This window comes from Brenneria roseae subsp. americana, from assembly GCF_003115815.1.
Taxonomy (GTDB): Bacteria; Pseudomonadota; Gammaproteobacteria; order Enterobacterales; family Enterobacteriaceae; genus Brenneria; species Brenneria roseae.
The window spans coordinates 84,359-101,887 of the sequence record NZ_QDKJ01000011.1; the positions used below are offsets into that span (position 1 = coordinate 84,359).

The window sequence follows — 17,529 nt, forward strand, 5'->3', positions numbered from 1 at the left end:
GCCTTCTTGAACGCCGGTTGGGAGAATGATGAATACTCGACCTGTCCCTCTACCTGCTGCCTGTGCGGCGGCCTGTCTAACACAATTTCATGCGTTGTCTCCGCTTGTACACTGTCTGACCAACGATGTGGTGCAGTCGTTTACGGCGAATGTCCTGCTGGCGTTGAACGCGTCGCCCGCGATGGTGGTCGATCCCGGCGAAGCCGCGCAGTTCAGCGCGCTGGCGGATGCGCTGCTGATTAACGTGGGGACGCTGGAGCGGGATCGCGCAGATGCCATGCTGGCTGCGGTTCACAGTGCGAATCAGGCGGGAACGCCGTGGGTGCTTGATCCCGTCGCCGTCGGCGGACTGACGTTCCGCACGCAGTTTTCTCATGAGTTGCTAGCTCTGAAACCGGCGGCTGTGCGTGGAAACGCCTCGGAGATTATGGCGCTGTCCGGGCTGAACGCACAGGGACGAGGTGTGGACAGTACCAACGATTCGTTAAGTGCGCTGCCGGCCGCTCGCGATCTGGCGCGCCGTCTGTCAGCCGTCGTCGCCGTGACGGGAGAAATCGATTACGTCACCGATGGTGAGCGGGATTTTTCGATTAACGGCGGCGATAAAATCATGACTCGCGTCGTCGGAACAGGGTGTGCCTTATCCGCAGTAGTGGCGGGATTCTGTGCGCTTGACGGCGATCGGTTGCAACATGTGGCGGCCGCCTGCTATGTCATGTCGCTGGCCGGCAAACTGGCTGCGTTACAGGCCCAGGGACCGGGCAGTTTTATCCCGGCCTTTCTCGATCGGCTTTATGGTCTGCGTGCGGAGGATCTGGCATGAAACGGATTAACGCACTGACGATCGCGGGCACCGATCCCAGCGGCGGCGCGGGCATTCAGGCGGATTTAAAAACGTTTTCCGCGCTAGGGGCTTATGGCGCCTCGGTCATTACCGCGCTGGTGGCGCAGAACACGCGCGGCGTACAGTCGGTCTACCGGATTGAACCCGCCTTTGTCGCGGCCCAGTTGGATTCGGTGTTGAGTGATGTCCGTATTGATAGCGCCAAAATTGGGATGTTGGCGCAGGCGGACATTGTTGAAGCCGTTGCCGAACGGTTGCATCATTACCCGCTGCCTTACGTCGTGTTGGATACGGTTATGCTGGCGAAAAGCGGCGATCCGCTGCTTTCGTCCGAGGCCGTGGAGGCGCTGCGGCGTTTATTGCTCCCTCTGGCGTCGCTGATTACGCCGAACCTGCCGGAGGCCGCGGCGCTGCTTGATTGTCAGCCTGCCGCCAGCGAGCGGGAGATGGTCGAACAGGGGGAAGCGTTGCTGGCAATGGGATGTCAGGCGGTTTTGATGAAGGGCGGACACCTGAGCGAAGAGGAAAGCCCTGACTGGTTGTTCAGCCGGCAGGCATCGCCGCTGCGTTTTACCTCCCCGCGAGTCAATACCCGACATACACATGGCACCGGGTGTACCCTCTCCGCCGCGCTTGCGGCATTGCGGCCACGGCATGCGTCCTGGGCGGATACGGTGAGAGAAGCCAAAGCGTATCTACAACAGGCGTTGCAACAGGCGGATTCGCTGGAGGTCGGGCAGGGGATCGGGCCGGTACATCATTTCTATCGCTGGTGGTGAAAGAAAGGAATAAGAAAATCACCTGGATAAAATAATCTGAATTCATGGACATCCTGACATACTCCCGGTAATTTTTGCTGATAAATAAGCGAGTTGCTCATTAAGTGGTGACTCGCTTTGCCTTGATTTCTTCATTCCTGTATTTGCATTTGAAGAGGACAACAAGTATAAGCCGTTGGCATTGTGGCGCGGGTTCAGGCCGTGCGGCACGATGATAAACAAGTAGTCGGTAAATCGTGATCAGAGGCAGTAGTGACACATAAGAACAATAACCTTGCAGGCGAGCAAGAGCGCAGGCAGTACCAGCAGACGTTAAACAGCAGTGAGGGAAAGGCGATGGCAGGTTCAACACGTGGCATCATGATCGCCAAAATACTTCAGACGATACTCAATGTCGGATTACTGTTATTGGCCACCATATTGGTTATTTTTCTGGCCAAGGAAACCATTCATCTGGCCAGAGTATTATTGTTCAGCAACGAGAGGGACTCTTCCTATCAGTTGATCGAAGGTATTGTTATCTATTTCCTCTATTTTGAGTTTATTGCGCTGATCGTGAAATATTTCCAGGCCGGATATCATTTTCCGCTGCGCTATTTTATCTATATCGGTATTACCGCGATTATCCGGCTGATTATTGTCGACCACAAAAGCCCGAGTGACACGTTGATATACTCGGGTGCAATTTTGTTGCTGGTGGTGACGCTCTATCTGGCAAACAGCAACCGGCTGAAACGCGAATAATCCCGATTCCGGTTATATCGATAGGCGGCCCGTTATCCCAACAGGGCGCACTGTGGCGGCAAACGGCACTGAATGGCGGCGGGCAACACCTCGATATGAAAACGTTTTGCCTTGAGCGGTTCACCGTCCAGATTGAATGTCATCTCGTCTGGCGCGATGATTTCCAGCCAGGGTAGCGTAGCGGAAATCATGTTCTGGTTTTCACTGCCGGTGAACCACGTCTGTAGCATATTGGGCAGCAGCTCCTGCGCGGAAAGCACGCTTAGCTCCAGAAACCCGTCGTTAATCAATGCCTCCGGGCAAAGCTGTTGTCCTCCGCCTGCCTGACGGCCATTCCCCACGGCAATGACCAGCGTATCGCCCGACCAGCTAAAGTCCGGACCGCGGATCTCACAGCGTTCGGATTGCAGCATATCCATGCGGAATAGCGCATGGAGCACATAAGACGCTCCCCCCAACGCCGATTTCATCCTGGCAGGCGTTTCTGTGGTAATCCGCGTGGTGAATCCGCCTGTCGCCATGTTGATGAAATAGTGTTCGTCATTCACTTTCGCCATATCGATCGCCGTTGCCCGGCCTTTGATGGCCAGCGTCAACGCGTGGTGCAGGTCGATGGGGATCTGACAACTGGTCGAGAAGTCATTGGCGGTTCCCAATGGAACAATGCCAAGGCAAGGGCGCCGTCCTTCCGGTTGTCTGGCAATCGCTGCCGCAACCTCATTAACCGTGCCATCGCCGCCTGCGGCGATCACATTGTCGGCCTTCAGGCGGATTGCTTCTTCTACATAGCGCTGTGCGTCGCCAAATTCCCAGGTTACGCGTACATCCAGATGATAGCCGTCCTGACGCAGCGCCCCAATCGCCTCTCGAAGTTCCTCATTATCTGCGCTTTTCCCGTTCAGAATCAGTAAAGTCATCGGGCGTTTATCCATAGCATTCTCCATATCAGGGCGTTCAGATGAAAGGCGGCGGATTGAACCCTGATAATCATAGTCAGGAAATACCAACACAGGTATCAGAAGAATCGGTGAATTGAGCGCCGTGGGGACTCGCGTGACGTCAGGATCGTGTGGCGACGGGAGATATGTTAAGGGGCAGATAAAGAAAAAGCCAGCTCAAGGGAGATTGAGCTGGCCAAGGAGGTGGTTCCTAGTAGTATCACTACGCTTATTTTTCGTTCTAGATTTTCTCAGCAACGCAATACTAACCAGAAGGATGAGTCATTGATGTGATCCGATTCTAATATTTGTCAAAAACCATGTTGTTTGTGGTTATACCGGCTATATTTCATCGCTCTTTATCGGTGATTTTGCCTGCCGGGCCCGGTAACGACGAAGGTGCGTCATGCGTTGACAACCGATTACCGGCGGCAATCGGTTGTCATACCGGACTATTTGGCGTTTGGATTGCGGGTGGTGGTGCCGGGCAAATTACGCAACAGCAGCGCGTACTCCAGCGCAATGTCGGCGGGAACCGGCAAATAGACAATGTGTCCGTTACCCGGCGCGACGTCTGTCGCCTGACCTTTGGCATTTTGTATGGCTGAAAGGGTGAACTGAATATTGCCGCCGGGCGTCATCATTTCCACACTGTCGCCGCAGGAAAATTTGTTTTTTACCGCCACTTCTGCCAGACCGTCACGGCGCACGCCGGTAAATTCCCCCACAAACTGCTGGCGATCGGAAACAGAATAACCGTAGTCGTAATTCTGGTAATCCTCGTGGACGTGGCGGCGCAGGAAGCCTTCGGTGTAGCCGCGGTGGGCCAGACCTTCCAGCGTTTGCAACAGCGTCGGATCGAAGGGTTTCCCCGCGGCCGCGTCATCAATAGCACGACGATACACCTGGGCGGTGCGGGCACAGTAGTAGAAGGACTTGGTGCGGCCTTCGATCTTCAGCGAATGAACCTGCATTTGCGTCAGGCGTTCTACATGCTGAATCGCGCGTAAATCGCGGGAGTTCATAATGTAGGTGCCGTGCTCGTCTTCAAACGCGCTCATGTACTCGCCGGGGCGCTGGTTTTCTTCCAGCATAAAGACTCTGTCGGTAGGCTCGCCGATACCCAGCGTCGGCTCAACGTTTTTCACCGCGATGGGTTCATGCTGGTGGACGATATTGCCCGCGTCGTCTTCTTTTCCTTCCTGTACGTTATATTCCCAGCGGCAGGCGTTGGTGCAGGTGCCTTGATTGGGGTCGCGTTTGTTGATGTAGCCAGACAGCAGACAACGCCCGGAATAGGCCATGCACAGGGCGCCGTGGACAAAGATCTCCAGCTCCATTTCCGGCACCTGTCTGCGGATTTCCTCGATCTCTTCCAGCGACAGCTCGCGGGATAAAATCACGCGGCTTAGCCCCATTTGCTGCCAGAACTTCACCGTGGCCCAGTTCACGGCGTTGGCCTGAACGGAAAGATGAATCGGCATCTGCGGAAAGTTTTCCCGTACCAGCATAATCAGGCCGGGATCGGACATGATCAACGCATCCGGCCCCATATCAACGACGGGTTGCAGATCGCGCAGGAACGTTTTCAGCTTGGCGTTGTGGGGCGCAATGTTGACCACAACATAGAATTTCTTACCCAGATCGTGCGCTTCCGTAATGGCTTGCGCCAGCGTCTGGTGGTTGAATTCGTTGTTGCGGACTCGCAGGCTGTAGCGGGGTTGACCGGCATAAATCGCATCAGCGCCATAGGCAAAGGCGTAACGCATATTTTTCAGCGTACCGGCCGGAGAAAGTAATTCCGGTTTGAACATGGGAGGGCTCTCGATTCTGATCACAAGTCAGGCTGCTCCCGGCGGGAGCAGTAAAGGCGGCGATTCTAGCGCTAATAAGCAAAAAATGCAGCAGACGGTCTACAAAAAGTAGGCCTATTCTTTGATGTGCATCAAGTGTGACGGCCCGCGAAGTCGCATTGCCTCACGGGCGCGATGATGGCGATTAACGGCTGGCGATAACCGACTTGCCAAGTTGTTCGCGATTATGCAAACGATACAGATCAACCATCGGACCTTTTGGAATGATGCCGGTAGGATTCAGCCATAAAATGCCGTAATAACCGGCTTTGATATGGTCGATGTTGACGGTTTCCGCTATGCCCGTCCACTGATAAAGTTCGCGCAGGTAGTTCGACAGATTCGGATAATCTTCAATACGGCGCAGATTACATTTGAAGGCGCCGTGGTAGGCGACATCAAAACGAACCAGCGTAACGAACAGACGCCAGTCCGCTTCGGTCAGGGTATTACCGGCAATATAGCGATGGGTTGCCAGATGTTTTTCGAGTTCATCCAAGGTGCTGAACAGGGCGGTAACCGATAGATCGTAGCTTTCCTGCGTTCTGGAGAAGCCCGTTTTGTACACGCCGTTATTCACATTGTGATAGATCGTTTCATTCCAGCTATCGATCTCGCCACGCAGGGCGGCCGGGTAAAAATCCAGACGGTTATCGTTCAGATCGTTAAAGGCATCGTTCAGAATGCGGATGATTTCTGCGGATTCATTGTTAACAATCCGGCCTTCCTGACGATCCCACAGTACGGGAACCGAGACTTTTCCCGTATAGTGCGGCTCGCTGGCGGTGTAAAGCTGGTGCAGAAAACGGATGGGCGCAACATGTTCTCCCGCATCCTGCGGGGTAGAAAATTCCCAGCCGTTATCGCCGATGCGCGGCTCTGCTATGGAGACCGGAATGATGTTCTCCAGTGCTTTCAACTTGCGGAAAATCAACGTACGCGATGCCCACGGACAGAGATACGAGACAAAAAGCTGGTAACGGCCGGATTCAGGAACAATCTCGGTTTGCCGGAATCGGGTTTCCTGCCGATGAAAGGTGCCGTTTTTTATTTCTTCGGCCGCGACATCGCCGCTGACCCATTTGCCGTCTACTAAACCTGACATCGTGTTGTCCTCTTAAATGGGCCTCGCCCCGGCGTTGCCCGTGCATCGTGTTTCAATTTGATGAAACGTGGCCTGATTTAAACCTCCTCACAGGGCGCCGCTTCCCAGCGATAGCCCATCCCGTAAACGGTGCGGATAAATGAGGTTTCCTCATCAAGCTGTTCCAGCTTGCGGCGTAGGTTCTTGATGTGGCTATCGATCGTGCGATCGGTGACGACACGGTAGTCGTCATAGAGTTTATCCAGCAGTTCTTCACGGGAAAAAACCTTGCCCGGTTCGGTGGATAATGTTTTTAACAGCCTGAATTCTGCCGGGGTCAAGTCGAGATTCTGGCCGAGGTAGCTGGCCTGAAAACCGCTTTTATCGATCAGTAACGCGGTTTTCTCCATCGGTTGGCGGGGATCGTTTTGCCAGCCGCAGCGGCGGAGTAACGTCCTGACTCTGACCACCACTTCGCGTGGGCTGAAGGGTTTGCAAATGTAATCATCCGCGCCGATTTCCAACCCGAGCAGGCGATCGATCTCTTCGCTGCGGGCGGTCACCATAATGATGGGCACGTTGGAGAACTGACGGATGGTGCAGCAGATGGTCAGGCCATCGCAGCCCGGCAGCATCAGATCCAGCAGAATCAGGGCGGGCGGATTTTTCCGTACCCAATCAACGACGTCATTGCCGTTGGTGATCCAGTGCGTTTGATAATCTGCCGCCTGAAGATAATCGACCAGTAATTGCCCCAGTTTTGGCTCGTCTTCAACGATCAATACGGGTAAAGGATTAGCGAAAGTCGATTCAGTTGTCATTATTCCGGGTTCTGTTGTGACGCGTTATTCCGATGAATGTAAAGGTAGCTCGACGGTAATCAACAGGCCACCCCATGAGGAGTGTTCAGCATACAGTCGTCCGCCATGAGCCTCAACGATATTATTGCAAATGGCCAACCCCAGTCCGGAGCCGCCGCTGGCGCGATTGCGCGAGCTTTCCGCCCGGTAAAACCGTTCAAAAATCAGCGTCAGCTGTTCATCGGTGACGCCGGGGGCGCTGTCCTGCCAGGTTATCAGCAGCTGCTTCTGACGCAGCGCAACCTGGATAGCCAGTTTCCCTTGCTCATCGGTATAGCGCAGGCTGTTTTCCAGCAGGTTATTAAACAGCTGACTCAATCGATCCGGATCGCCGAAAACTGTGGCTTGTAAAACCGCGGACGGCGCAGGACAGTCCATCGTCAGCGTTATGTGCTTCTTCTGATAGCGATCGCTGAATGCGGCAATCGCGATATGCAGCAGTTGCACAATATCCACGGGAACCTTGCGATAGGCCAGCGCGCCCAGATCGGAGAACGACAACTGGTGAAGATCGTCGACCAGCTTGGTTAACGTTGCCACTTCCGCCTGTAGCGAATTCAGCGAATTGGCGTTAGGTTGCCGAACGCCATCCTGCAACGCTTCGAGTTCTCCACGCAGTACGGCCAGCGGCGTGCGCAGTTCGTGGGAAACATCGGCCATGAAATCCCGTCGGGACTGTTCATTTTTTTCTAATGCACTGGCGAGCTGATTAAAATCCTGTGCCAGACGGCCAAGTTCATCGTGCGAACTGGCGGATACGCGTGCGCTAAAATCCCCAGCGGCCAGATGGTGTATGCCATTCACCAGCCGTTTTACCGGGGCCAGCAGACCGCGTGCGGTTAACCAGGTCACAATAATGGCCAGCAGGGTCGACAGAGCGACAATCAGCCAGCTGGTTCGCTGCTGCTGCTTGTCAAAATTGATATCGGCATCGCGGGTTAGCCGTCCGATGGGAGAGGCGACAATCCAGCCGACCGTCTGATTCTGGACGATAATCGGCTGCCACGTGCTATCCCGGGATACCGGCGCCGGAGAACCAAACAGCTTGTTTTTGGCGGCATCCAGCACCCAGAGGCGTACACGCCAGCCCTGCATACTGTTGTTGGTATTGTTGTCGTCGGCGCTTTGATCCATCGAATGCAGCATTTTAAAAACCAGGCGTTCGTTATTTCGCAGAAACGACCAGTCGCCTCGCAGCTGATATTGCTCGGCCAGCGCGTCACGTAACTGAATGACCCGTTGCTCGTTGCCGTTCTTGATGTAGTCAATAAATCCGCGCTCAAAGCTTATGCGTACACCCCAGTGCATGGTGATCAAGACCAGCATACAGGTGGCGAAAATGGCGAGGAAAAGCTTGGCGGTAATTCCGAATTTCATAGCAACCTCACGACCGACGGGAAAGCGTTGACTGTTTGACGGTATCCGGCGGTACGCGATTAAAAATCAGGGCCGGCAGCGCGATGATGACCATCATGCTGAGATAGGTATAGAGGAACACGGCGTGCGTTTCTGATGCGCCCATATTCATATGCTGTTGTGAAAACATCCCCAGCAAAATCCCGGCCACGCTGACGCCCAGACTGGTGGAGAGCTGCATGGTCATGGAAAGCAGGCTGTTGCCGCCGCTGGCAAGGGCATCCGGCAGATCTTTCAGCGTCAGCGTATTCATGCAGGAAAAGCGAATTGAATTCACGGTGCCGAGGAAAAACAGCACCACGGGCAGCAGCCACATCCAGTTCATTAACGCCACCAGCGCAAAGAGCAGCGTCACCAGCGACAGCAGTAAGGTCGAAGCCACCAGCATACGGCGATAGCCAAACCGATTCACAATTTGCACCACGACGCGTTTGATCCCCATGCTGCCCAGCACCATGGGGATCATCATCAGCCCGGCATGAAACGGTGAAAATCCCATTCCCAGTTGCAGGAACAACGGCGTGGTGAATGGCAGCATGCCGCTGCCGATGCGGGCCAGCAGCCCACCGGTCAAGCCGATGGAAAAGGTCTGCGTATTGAACAGTTGCAGGTTAAACAGCGCCCGGCTGTTGTTGCGGGCGTGCAGCCAATAGCTCAGCAGGGAAATCAGCCCGACGACGATCAAGGCGAAAATAACAATGGGCGGAATGCCGAGGTTGTTATGCCCGTCCAACGCCAGCGTCAACGTTGCCATCCCCACGGCGAGCCACAGGAAGCCACGAATATCGAAACGCTGCGTTTGCATGGTGTAGTTCGGCATCAGAAACCAGGTAGCCAGCGCGCCGGCAATCCCCACCGGCAGATTGATCAGGAAAATCCAGTGCCAGCTGGCGTATTCCACCAGAAAGCCGCCGAGGGCCGGCCCCATCAGCGGACCAATCTGACCGGGAAGGGTCACGAAAGTCATCGCCGCCATATACTGATCGCGCGGCACAATCTTCATGACGGTCAGGCGTCCGACCGGCACCATCATTGCCCCGCCGACGCCCTGAATCACACGGGAGATCAGTAATTCGTTCAGGGTTGCAGAACGGGCGCACAGCAGCGAACCCAGCGTAAAGAGCAGGATGGCGGAGAAAAAGATATTTTTAACGCCGATCCGATCGGCCAGCCAGCCGCTGGCCGGCAGCATGACGGCGACGGTCAGTACATAGGACACAATCACCGAGTGCATATGCAGCGGGCTTTCATTCAGGCTGGCGGCCATCGACGGCAGAGCGGTATTCACGATGGTGGTATCCAGCGTTTGCATAAAAAAGCCGAAGGCGACGATCCAGAGTTGCCAGCGCACCGAGGCGGGCTGAGTGATCATTCTTCAGGATTCTCCTGGTGACTGAATTGAAAATATAAACGTTTATCAACACGCTATGGCGGCTCATCCTGAAGGCATCTTCCGGCTCAGCCCCTTTCACGCCGGATTTATGCTAATTAGCGCTGCTTTCTATCTTTATTGGTAGCGGTTTCTTGCGCCGCAAATTCCGCAGTTTATCAAAGAACAGGTACACCACCGGCGTGGTGTAGAGCGTGAGTAGCTGGCTCATCACCAATCCGCCGACAATGGTAATTCCCAGAGGCTGGCGCAGCTCGGCGCCGTCGCCGCTGGTGAGAACCAACGGCAGGGCGCCAAACAGCGCGGCCAGCGTGGTCATCATAATCGGGCGGAAGCGCAGCAGGCTGGCCTGAAAGATAGCGTCTTTGGCGCTGAGTCCGCCAGTACGCTGCGCCACCAATGCAAAATCCACCATCATAATCGCATTCTTTTTAACGATACCTATCAGCAGCATGATTCCAATCAGCGCGATCAAACTGAACGGCGCATCAAACCACTCCAGCGCCAGTAACGCCCCCACGCCGGCAGAAGGCAGAGTGGAGAGAATGGTTAACGGATGCACGTAACTTTCGTATAGCACACCCAGTACAATATAGACCGTAATGATTGCCGCCAGAATCAACACCAGCTGAGAAGATTGCGACTGCTGGAAGGCCTGCGCCGTACCGGCGAACTGTCCCCGCACGGTGGAAGGCACGCCCAGCGAGGTCATTGCCCGCTCAATCGCGGAGGTCGCCTCGGACAGCGTTCCCCCTTCCGGTAAGTTAAAGGCAATGGTTGAAGACGCCGACAATCCCTGATGGTTGACCGACAGCGGCGCGTTAATTGGCTGCCAGTTGGCAAAATAAGAGAGCGGGATCGGTTTACCGTCAGCGCTGATGACAAACATTTTATCCAGCGAACTCACATCCTGCGTATAGGCGGAATCCACTTCCATCACCACTTTGTACTGATTGAGCGGCTGATAAATGGTGGAGATCTGACGCTGGCCGAACGCATTGTTCAACAGCGCATTGACGCTGGAAACGCTGATCCCCAACTGCGCCATGGCATCGCGATTATAGGACAGCGCCATTTCCGATCCTTTATTCTGCTGATCGGAGTTCACATCGGCCAGTTCGGGCAATTTGCTCAGGGCCTCGCGGATTTTCGGCTCCCAGGCGCGCAGATCGCCGAGATCGTCAGACAACAGGCTGAACTGGTAGCTTGCATTCGCTTCACGCCCGCCGATGCGGATATCCTGCACCGGCGTTAAAAACAGGTTGGCCCCCGGTTCTTTCGACAGTTTGATCCGCAGGCGGCTGATGACCTGCTGGGCGCTGACATCGCGTTCGGACAGCGGCTTGAGGGAAATAAACATCGAACCGCTGTTGGTTCGCGTCCCGCCGGTAAAGCCCGTCACGTTATCCACGGCGGGATCGTTGCGGACGATAGTCATGAAGTCCTGTAGCTTCACTTTCATTGCCTGGAAGGAGATGCTTTGATCCGCCTGAATGAACCCCATCAGCCTGCCGGTATCCTGCTCGGGGAAAAAGGTTTTTGGGATGCTGATATACAGCCAGACGCTCAGCGCCATCGTCCCCAGCAACAGCATCAATACCCAGCGGGTATGGTTAAGCACCCACTTGAGCGAACGCCCATAGTGCCGCTGTACCGCCGTGATAACCCGGCTGAAACCGCGTTTACGCGGTTGACTTTGTTTGGGCACGGCCCGCAGCAGCCGGGCGCACATCATGGGGGTCAGCGTGAGTGAAATCAGCAGAGAAATCATGATCGCCACCGACAGCGTCACGGCAAATTCCCGGAACAGCCGGCCCGGTAAGCCATCCATCAGCAACAGCGGGATGAAAACCGCCACCAGCGACAGACTCATCGACAACACGGTGAAACCGACTTCGCGTACCCCTTGCAACGAGGCTTGCATCGGCTTCATCCCTGCTTCAATGTGCCGGGAAATATTTTCCAGCACCACAATCGCGTCATCCACCACGAAACCGGTCGCGATGGTGAGCGCCATCAGTGACAGGTTATTCAGACTGAATCCGCACAAATACATGGCGGCGAAGGTGCCGATCAGGGAAACCGGAACGGCTACCGCAGGAATGAGGGTGGCGGGCCCGGAACGCAGGAACAGAAATACCACCAGAATGACCAGCGCGACGGCAATCACCAGCGATTGTTCGACCTCGGCGAGCGAGGCGCGGATGGTCGGCGAGCGATCCTGAGCAACATCGAGTTGGATCGCCGCGGGCAGGCTGGCGCGCAGTTCCGGCAGGGCGGCGCGCACATTATCTACGGTATTGATGATATTGGCGTCGGGGGTGCGGCGGATCATCACCAGAATGGCGGGTTTGGAATTGGACATGCCGGCGTTACGCGCATCTTGCACCGAATTTTCCACCGTCGCCACATCGCTCAGCCGTACTGCGGCTCCGTTGCTGTAGTGAATAATCAACGGCTTGTAGACATCGGCGGTCTTCAGTTCATCGTTGGTTTGTATCTGCCAGTTTTGCTGGTGGTTTTCGATATTGCCGAGCGGTTGGCGAACATTAGCCTGACTGATGGCCTGACGCACGTCATCCAGCGAAATCCCCTGATTAAACAGCGCCAGTGGATTGAGCGCCACCCGTACTGCGGGCAGCGAACTGCCGCCGATCGAAACATCCCCCACGCCTTCCATCTGGGAAATTTTCTGCGCCAGTTGGGTTGATGCAAAATCGTAGAGCTGCCCCTGATCATAGGTATCGGAAGACAGCGTCAGGATCATAATCGGCGCATCGGACGGGTTGACCTTCCGATAGGTCGGACGACTCGCCATGCCTGACGGCAACATATTCTGGGCGGCGTTGATGGCGGCCTGTACATCACGGGCGGCGCCGTTGATATCCCGATCGAGGTTGAACACCAGAATAATGCGCGTACTGCCGAGCGAACTGGTGGACGTCATTTCGCTGACGCCGGCAATCCGGCCCAGAGAACGCTCCAGCGGCGTGGCGACCGAGGAGGCCATGGTTTCCGGCGAGGCGCCCGGCAGCGAGGCGCTAATCGAGATAACCGGGAAATCCACCTGCGGCAGGGGAGAAACCGGCAGCAGGCGAAATCCAATCACGCCGCAGATGGCGATGGCCAATGTCAGCAGCGTGGTGGCAACGGGCCGGTGAATGAACAGGGCGAAGAACTTCACTCGGTTTCTTCCTCCCGACGCGGCGCACGGCGTAAATGCAACGCCAGCCTGTCAAACAGCAGATAAATCACCGGGGTGGTAAACAGGGTCAGGATCTGGCTCATCACCAGGCCGCCAACCATACAGATTCCCAGCGGTTGCCGTAGTTCCGCCCCTACGCCGGTGCTGAGCATCAGCGGCAAGGCGCTGAGCAGCGCCGCCATGGTGGTCATCAGGATGGGACGAAAACGCAACAGACAAGCCTGATAGATGGCGTCATAGGGGGTCATGCCCTGTTCCCGTTCGGCGGCCAGCGCGAAGTCGATCATCATAATGGCGTTCTTCTTCACGATACCGATCAGCAGAATGATGCCGATAATGGCGATCACATCCAGTTCGCTGCCCGCCATCATCAGCGCCAGCAGCGCCCCCACTCCCGCGGTGGGTAAGGTCGAGAGAATGGTTACCGGATGGATAAAACTTTCATACAGCACGCCAAGCACAATGTACATGGCGACCACGGCCGCCACGATCAGCCAGACGGTGCTGCTCAGCGCCGCCTGAAACGCCAGCGTACTGCCCTGGAAACGGGTAGTGATATCCGCAGGCAAATTCATCTGCCGTTCCGCCTGGGTGATGGCATCCACCGCTTCACCCAGTGAGTAGTTGCTGCTCACGTTAAAGGAGATCGTGGTTGAGGGAAATTGATCGATGCGATTGATCGCCAAAGGCCCCTGACGCTCTTCAACGGTCGCGATGCTGTTCAGTGGAATGGCGCCGCCGTCGCTGCTGATTAACCGTATGTCATTCAGCGCGTCCAGACCGTTGTTGTTGGCCGTGTTGTGTTCCAGCACGACGCGATACTGGCTGGCCTGCGTATAAATTGTGGAAACCAGACGTTGTCCGAACGCGTTATACAGCGCGCTGTCGACCTGCGACATGGTAATGCCCAGACGGCTGGCGCTGTCGCGGTTGACGTTGACATAGGCAATCGGCGCCCGATCCTGCCAGTCGCTGCTGACGTCTTCCAACTGCGGCAGTTTTTGCAGTTCCGCCATCAGCTGCGGCACCCACAGACTCAGTTCGTCCAGCGACATGGCCTGCAACGTAAACTGATATTGCGTGCGGCTGACCTGGGTATCGATAGTCAAATCCTGCACCGGTTGCAGGTAAAGCTGGATCCCGGGGATCTGCGCGGTCTGCTGTTGCAGCCGGCTAATGATTTCGGGAATACGTTCGCTGCGTTCACTGAGCGGCCGCAGATTGATCTGCAAGCGGCCGCTGTTCAGCGCCGCATTGGTGCCATCAACGCCCACGAAGGAGGAGACGCTCTGTACCGCCGGATCCTTCATGATAATCGACGTCACCTGCTGCTGACGATCCGCCATATTACTGAAGGAGACGGACTGCGGCGCCTGCACGGTTCCCTGAATAATACTGTTGTCCTGCACCGGGAAAAATCCTTTGGGGATCCACAGGTAGAGCAGGATGGTCATCAGCAGGGCGCCTAATGCGACACTCAGCGTCAGCCATGGATGATTCAGTACCTTGCGCAGATAACGGCCATACGCCTCCACCAGTCTGGTAAAGAACCGTTCGCTGGCGCGGGTAAAGCGGTTCTGCTTGTGAAGCGACTGATGGCTGAGCATCCGGGCGCACATCATGGGGGTGAGGGTGAGCGAGACAACCGCTGAAATCAGAATGGAGACGGCCAGCGTGATGGCGAATTCCCGAAACAGACGGCCAATAATGTCGCCCATAAACAGCAGCGGGATCAGTACGGCAATCAGCGAGAACGTCAGTGAAATGATGGTAAAGCCGATTTCCCCGGCGCCTTTCAACGCCGCATTAAGCGGTTTTTCCCCCTTTTCGATATAGCGGGTAATGTTTTCGATGACCACGATCGCATCATCCACCACAAAACCGGTCGCAATGGTGAGCGCCATCAGCGTCAGATTGTTGATGGAAAAACCGAGGAAATACATGGCGGCAAACGTGCCAACCAGCGAGAGCGGCACCGCGATGCTTGGGATCAGCGTGGCAACCGCATTACGCAGAAACAGGTAAATCACCATCACGACCAGCGCGATAGCCAGCAGCAGCTCGAATTGTACATCTTTGACGGATGCCCGGATGCTGGTGGTGCGATCGGTCAGCGTGGTGACTTCAACCGTTTTCGGCAGGCTGGCCGTCAACCCCGGCAACATGTTGCGAATATTGTCGGTGGTGGTGATCACGTTGGCGCCCGGTTGGCGCTGAACGTTGATAATGATCGCTTGCTGCCGATTAGCCCAGGCGGCCAGATAGGTGTTCTCCGCGGCTTGTTCGATGGTGGCGACATCGCGCAGACGTACCGGCGCGTCATTGTTCCAGGCGACGATCAACTGCCGGTAATCCTCAACGGATTTCATCTGATCGTTGGCGGAGAGCGTGACGGAGCGCGTCGGGCCGTCGAGGCTGCCTTTGGCGGAATTGACGTTGGCGGCGGTGATCGCCGTGCGGATCGTTTCGCTGGTTAAGCCGTAGGCCGCCAGCGCTGGCGCGTTCAGTTTCACCCGCACCGCGGGGCGTTGTCCGCCCGCCAGCGAAACCAGACCGACGCCGGCCACCTGCGAGATTTTCTGCGCGATACGATTATCGACCATGTCCTGAACCTGCGTCATCGGCATGGCGCTGGAGGTGACCGCCAGCGTCATAATCGGCGGATCGGCCGGGTTTACCTTGCTGTAGGTCGGCGGATAGGGCAGATCGGTCGGCAGCAGATTGGTCGCCGCGTTAATGGCGGCCTGCACATCCTGTTCCGCAATATCCAGCGACAGTTCAAGCTGGAATTGCAGGGTGATGACCGACGCCCCGCCCGAACTCTGGGTCGACATCTGTTTCAGCCCTGACATCTGGCCGAACTGACGCTCCAACGGCGCGGTAATCGCCGAGGTAATCACCTCGGGACTGGCGCCGGGATAAAGGGTGATAACCTGAATCGTCGGGTAATCCACTTCCGGCAGGGCCGAAACGGGCAGCGCGCGATAGCCGATGATCCCCGCCAGCAGGATGGCGATCATCAGCAATGTGGTGGCGACCGGACGCAGTATAAAAAGCCGTGATGGTCCGCCACCACTGGCTGGCACGGTATCCTGCATCAGGATTTCTCCCCGGTGGTTACCGGTGTTTGCTCTATTTTGGCCGAGGGCAGTACCTCGACTTTTGCCCCTTCCGTCAGACGGTCAATACCATCGGTAACGACCTGTACCCCGGCATCCAAACCTGCGGTAATCACGATTTGCTGACCGTATTGAATGCTGGTTGTCACCTGTCGTTTGCTGACTTCGTGTTTATCATTCAGTATCCAGACAAAACGTCCTTCGTTACCCATTTGCACGGCGGCGGCCGGAGCAACCACGGCATTTTGCAGCGTATCAACCTTCATACGGATGTTGACGAACTGATTAGGGAACAATGCATCATCCAGATTTTCAAAACGCGCTTTGAGCTTAATGGTGCCGGTGGTGGTATCGATCTGGTTGTCCATGCTGAGCAGGCTGCCCTGCGACAGCTTTTTCTGATTGGCGCGATCCCAGGCCTCGACTATCGGCGACTGGCCCGATTTTTGCGCATTCAGAATCGTGGCGATTTCACCTTCCGGTACGGTAAACACCACATCAATAGGGTGTGTCTGCGTGATGACGATAAGTCCGTTGGTATCGCCGCTGGTGATGTAATTCCCCACGTCCACCTGTTTCAGACCGACCCGGCCGCTGATTGGCGCGGTAATCTTGCTGTAAGCCAATTGGAGTTCTGCACTGGCCACCGCGCCCTCATCGGCCTTCAGGGTGCCTTCCGCCTGACGGACCTGCGCAATTTGCGCATCCAGTTCCTGACGGGAAATCAGGTTGGTTTTCACCAGTTGCTGATAGCGGGATAAATCCTGACGAGCATTTGCCAGCACTGACTGATCTTTTGCCAATTGGCCCTGAGCCTGAGTGAGTTCAACCTGAAAAGGCCGCGGATCAATCTCTGCCAGTAAATCGCCCGCGTTGACCTGCTGTCCTTCCTGAAAGTGCAGGGCCATCAATTCACCGCTCACGCGGCTGCGGATGGTCACGGTGTTGGCGGCGGTCACGGTGCCGAGGCCGGAAAGGTAGTAAGGGACGGCGGCTGATTGAGTCAACGCCGCCTGCACGGGCGGCAGCACTCTCATCGCCGCCCGTCGCCCACCGCTGCCGCCGTCGCGTGACTGTTGCGCGGTGCTGTTTCCTCCCGGACCTGGAACGGCCTGGGGTTGACTGAAATGTCTCCAGAGCAGCAGGGCTGCAATAATGATGGCGGCAACGAGTATCAACAGACGTGAGAGGCGTTTGGCATTCATAATAATGGGATTAATCTCTCCAGATTGCGCTGAGAACGGCTCAGGCTCCATAAAAAACAAGACGCTACATAAACCAGGTTTATCATACTAGT

General features: G+C 55.9%; 12 protein-coding genes. 3 read left to right on the forward strand and 9 right to left on the reverse strand.

All coding sequences use genetic code 11. The features are described 5' to 3' along the window. Window positions 1–28: 28 nt before the first annotated feature. The 3 genes from thiM (at window position 29) to psiE (ending at window position 2,367) form a co-directional block, all read left to right on the forward strand. Complete coding sequence (thiM, locus tag B4923_RS14630) at window positions 29–823, forward strand: hydroxyethylthiazole kinase (protein ID WP_109055161.1); 795 nt, start codon at window positions 29–31, stop codon at window positions 821–823. Continuing rightward, complete coding sequence (gene thiD, locus B4923_RS14635; RefSeq protein ID WP_109055098.1) at window positions 820–1,623, forward strand: bifunctional hydroxymethylpyrimidine kinase/phosphomethylpyrimidine kinase; 804 nt, start codon at window positions 820–822, stop codon at window positions 1,621–1,623. The genes thiM and thiD overlap by 4 nt, the downstream gene beginning before the upstream one ends. 336 nt (window positions 1,624–1,959) lie before the next feature. Beyond that, window positions 1,960–2,367, forward strand: coding sequence for a phosphate-starvation-inducible protein PsiE (gene psiE, locus B4923_RS14640; protein WP_109055099.1), 408 nt, complete (start codon window positions 1,960–1,962; stop codon window positions 2,365–2,367). Window positions 2,368–2,399: 32 nt separating this feature from the next. On the opposite strand, the gene yegS is transcribed toward psiE, so the two are convergent. From yegS to B4923_RS14690, 9 genes are all read right to left on the reverse strand, one after another. Next, entirely contained in the window at window positions 2,400–3,299 is a 900-nt protein-coding gene (yegS, locus tag B4923_RS14645) for a lipid kinase YegS (RefSeq protein ID WP_109055100.1), read from the reverse strand. Between the two features lie 458 nt (window positions 3,300–3,757). Continuing rightward, window positions 3,758–5,119 (reverse strand): prephenate-dependent tRNA uridine(34) hydroxylase TrhP, encoded by a 1,362-nt coding sequence (gene trhP / locus B4923_RS14655; RefSeq protein WP_109055102.1) that lies wholly within the window; start codon window positions 5,117–5,119, stop codon window positions 3,758–3,760. Window positions 5,120–5,303: 184 nt separating this feature from the next. Beyond that, a complete protein-coding gene (locus B4923_RS14660) occupies window positions 5,304–6,263 on the reverse strand; it encodes a glutathione S-transferase family protein (RefSeq protein WP_109055103.1) in 960 nt (319 codons plus the stop codon). Between the two features lie 77 nt (window positions 6,264–6,340). Further along, a complete protein-coding gene (gene baeR / locus B4923_RS14665; RefSeq protein ID WP_109055104.1) occupies window positions 6,341–7,063 on the reverse strand; it encodes an envelope stress response regulator BaeR in 723 nt (240 codons plus the stop codon). Window positions 7,064–7,087: 24 nt separating this feature from the next. Then, a complete protein-coding gene (baeS, locus tag B4923_RS14670) occupies window positions 7,088–8,479 on the reverse strand; it encodes an envelope stress sensor histidine kinase BaeS (RefSeq protein WP_109055105.1) in 1,392 nt (463 codons plus the stop codon). Between the two features lie 7 nt (window positions 8,480–8,486). After that, window positions 8,487–9,890 (reverse strand): MFS transporter, encoded by a 1,404-nt coding sequence (gene mdtD / locus B4923_RS14675; protein ID WP_211313961.1) that lies wholly within the window; start codon window positions 9,888–9,890, stop codon window positions 8,487–8,489. 112 nt (window positions 9,891–10,002) lie between these two features. Further along, complete coding sequence (gene mdtC / locus B4923_RS14680) at window positions 10,003–13,092, reverse strand: multidrug efflux RND transporter permease subunit MdtC (RefSeq protein WP_109055106.1); 3,090 nt, start codon at window positions 13,090–13,092, stop codon at window positions 10,003–10,005. Beyond that, a complete protein-coding gene (locus B4923_RS14685; RefSeq protein WP_109055107.1) occupies window positions 13,089–16,211 on the reverse strand; it encodes an MdtB/MuxB family multidrug efflux RND transporter permease subunit in 3,123 nt (1,040 codons plus the stop codon). The genes mdtC and B4923_RS14685 overlap by 4 nt, the downstream gene beginning before the upstream one ends. Next, entirely contained in the window at window positions 16,211–17,437 is a 1,227-nt protein-coding gene (locus B4923_RS14690) for an MdtA/MuxA family multidrug efflux RND transporter periplasmic adaptor subunit (protein WP_109055108.1), read from the reverse strand. The genes B4923_RS14685 and B4923_RS14690 overlap by 1 nt, the downstream gene beginning before the upstream one ends. Between the last annotated feature and the right edge of the window lie 92 nt (window positions 17,438–17,529).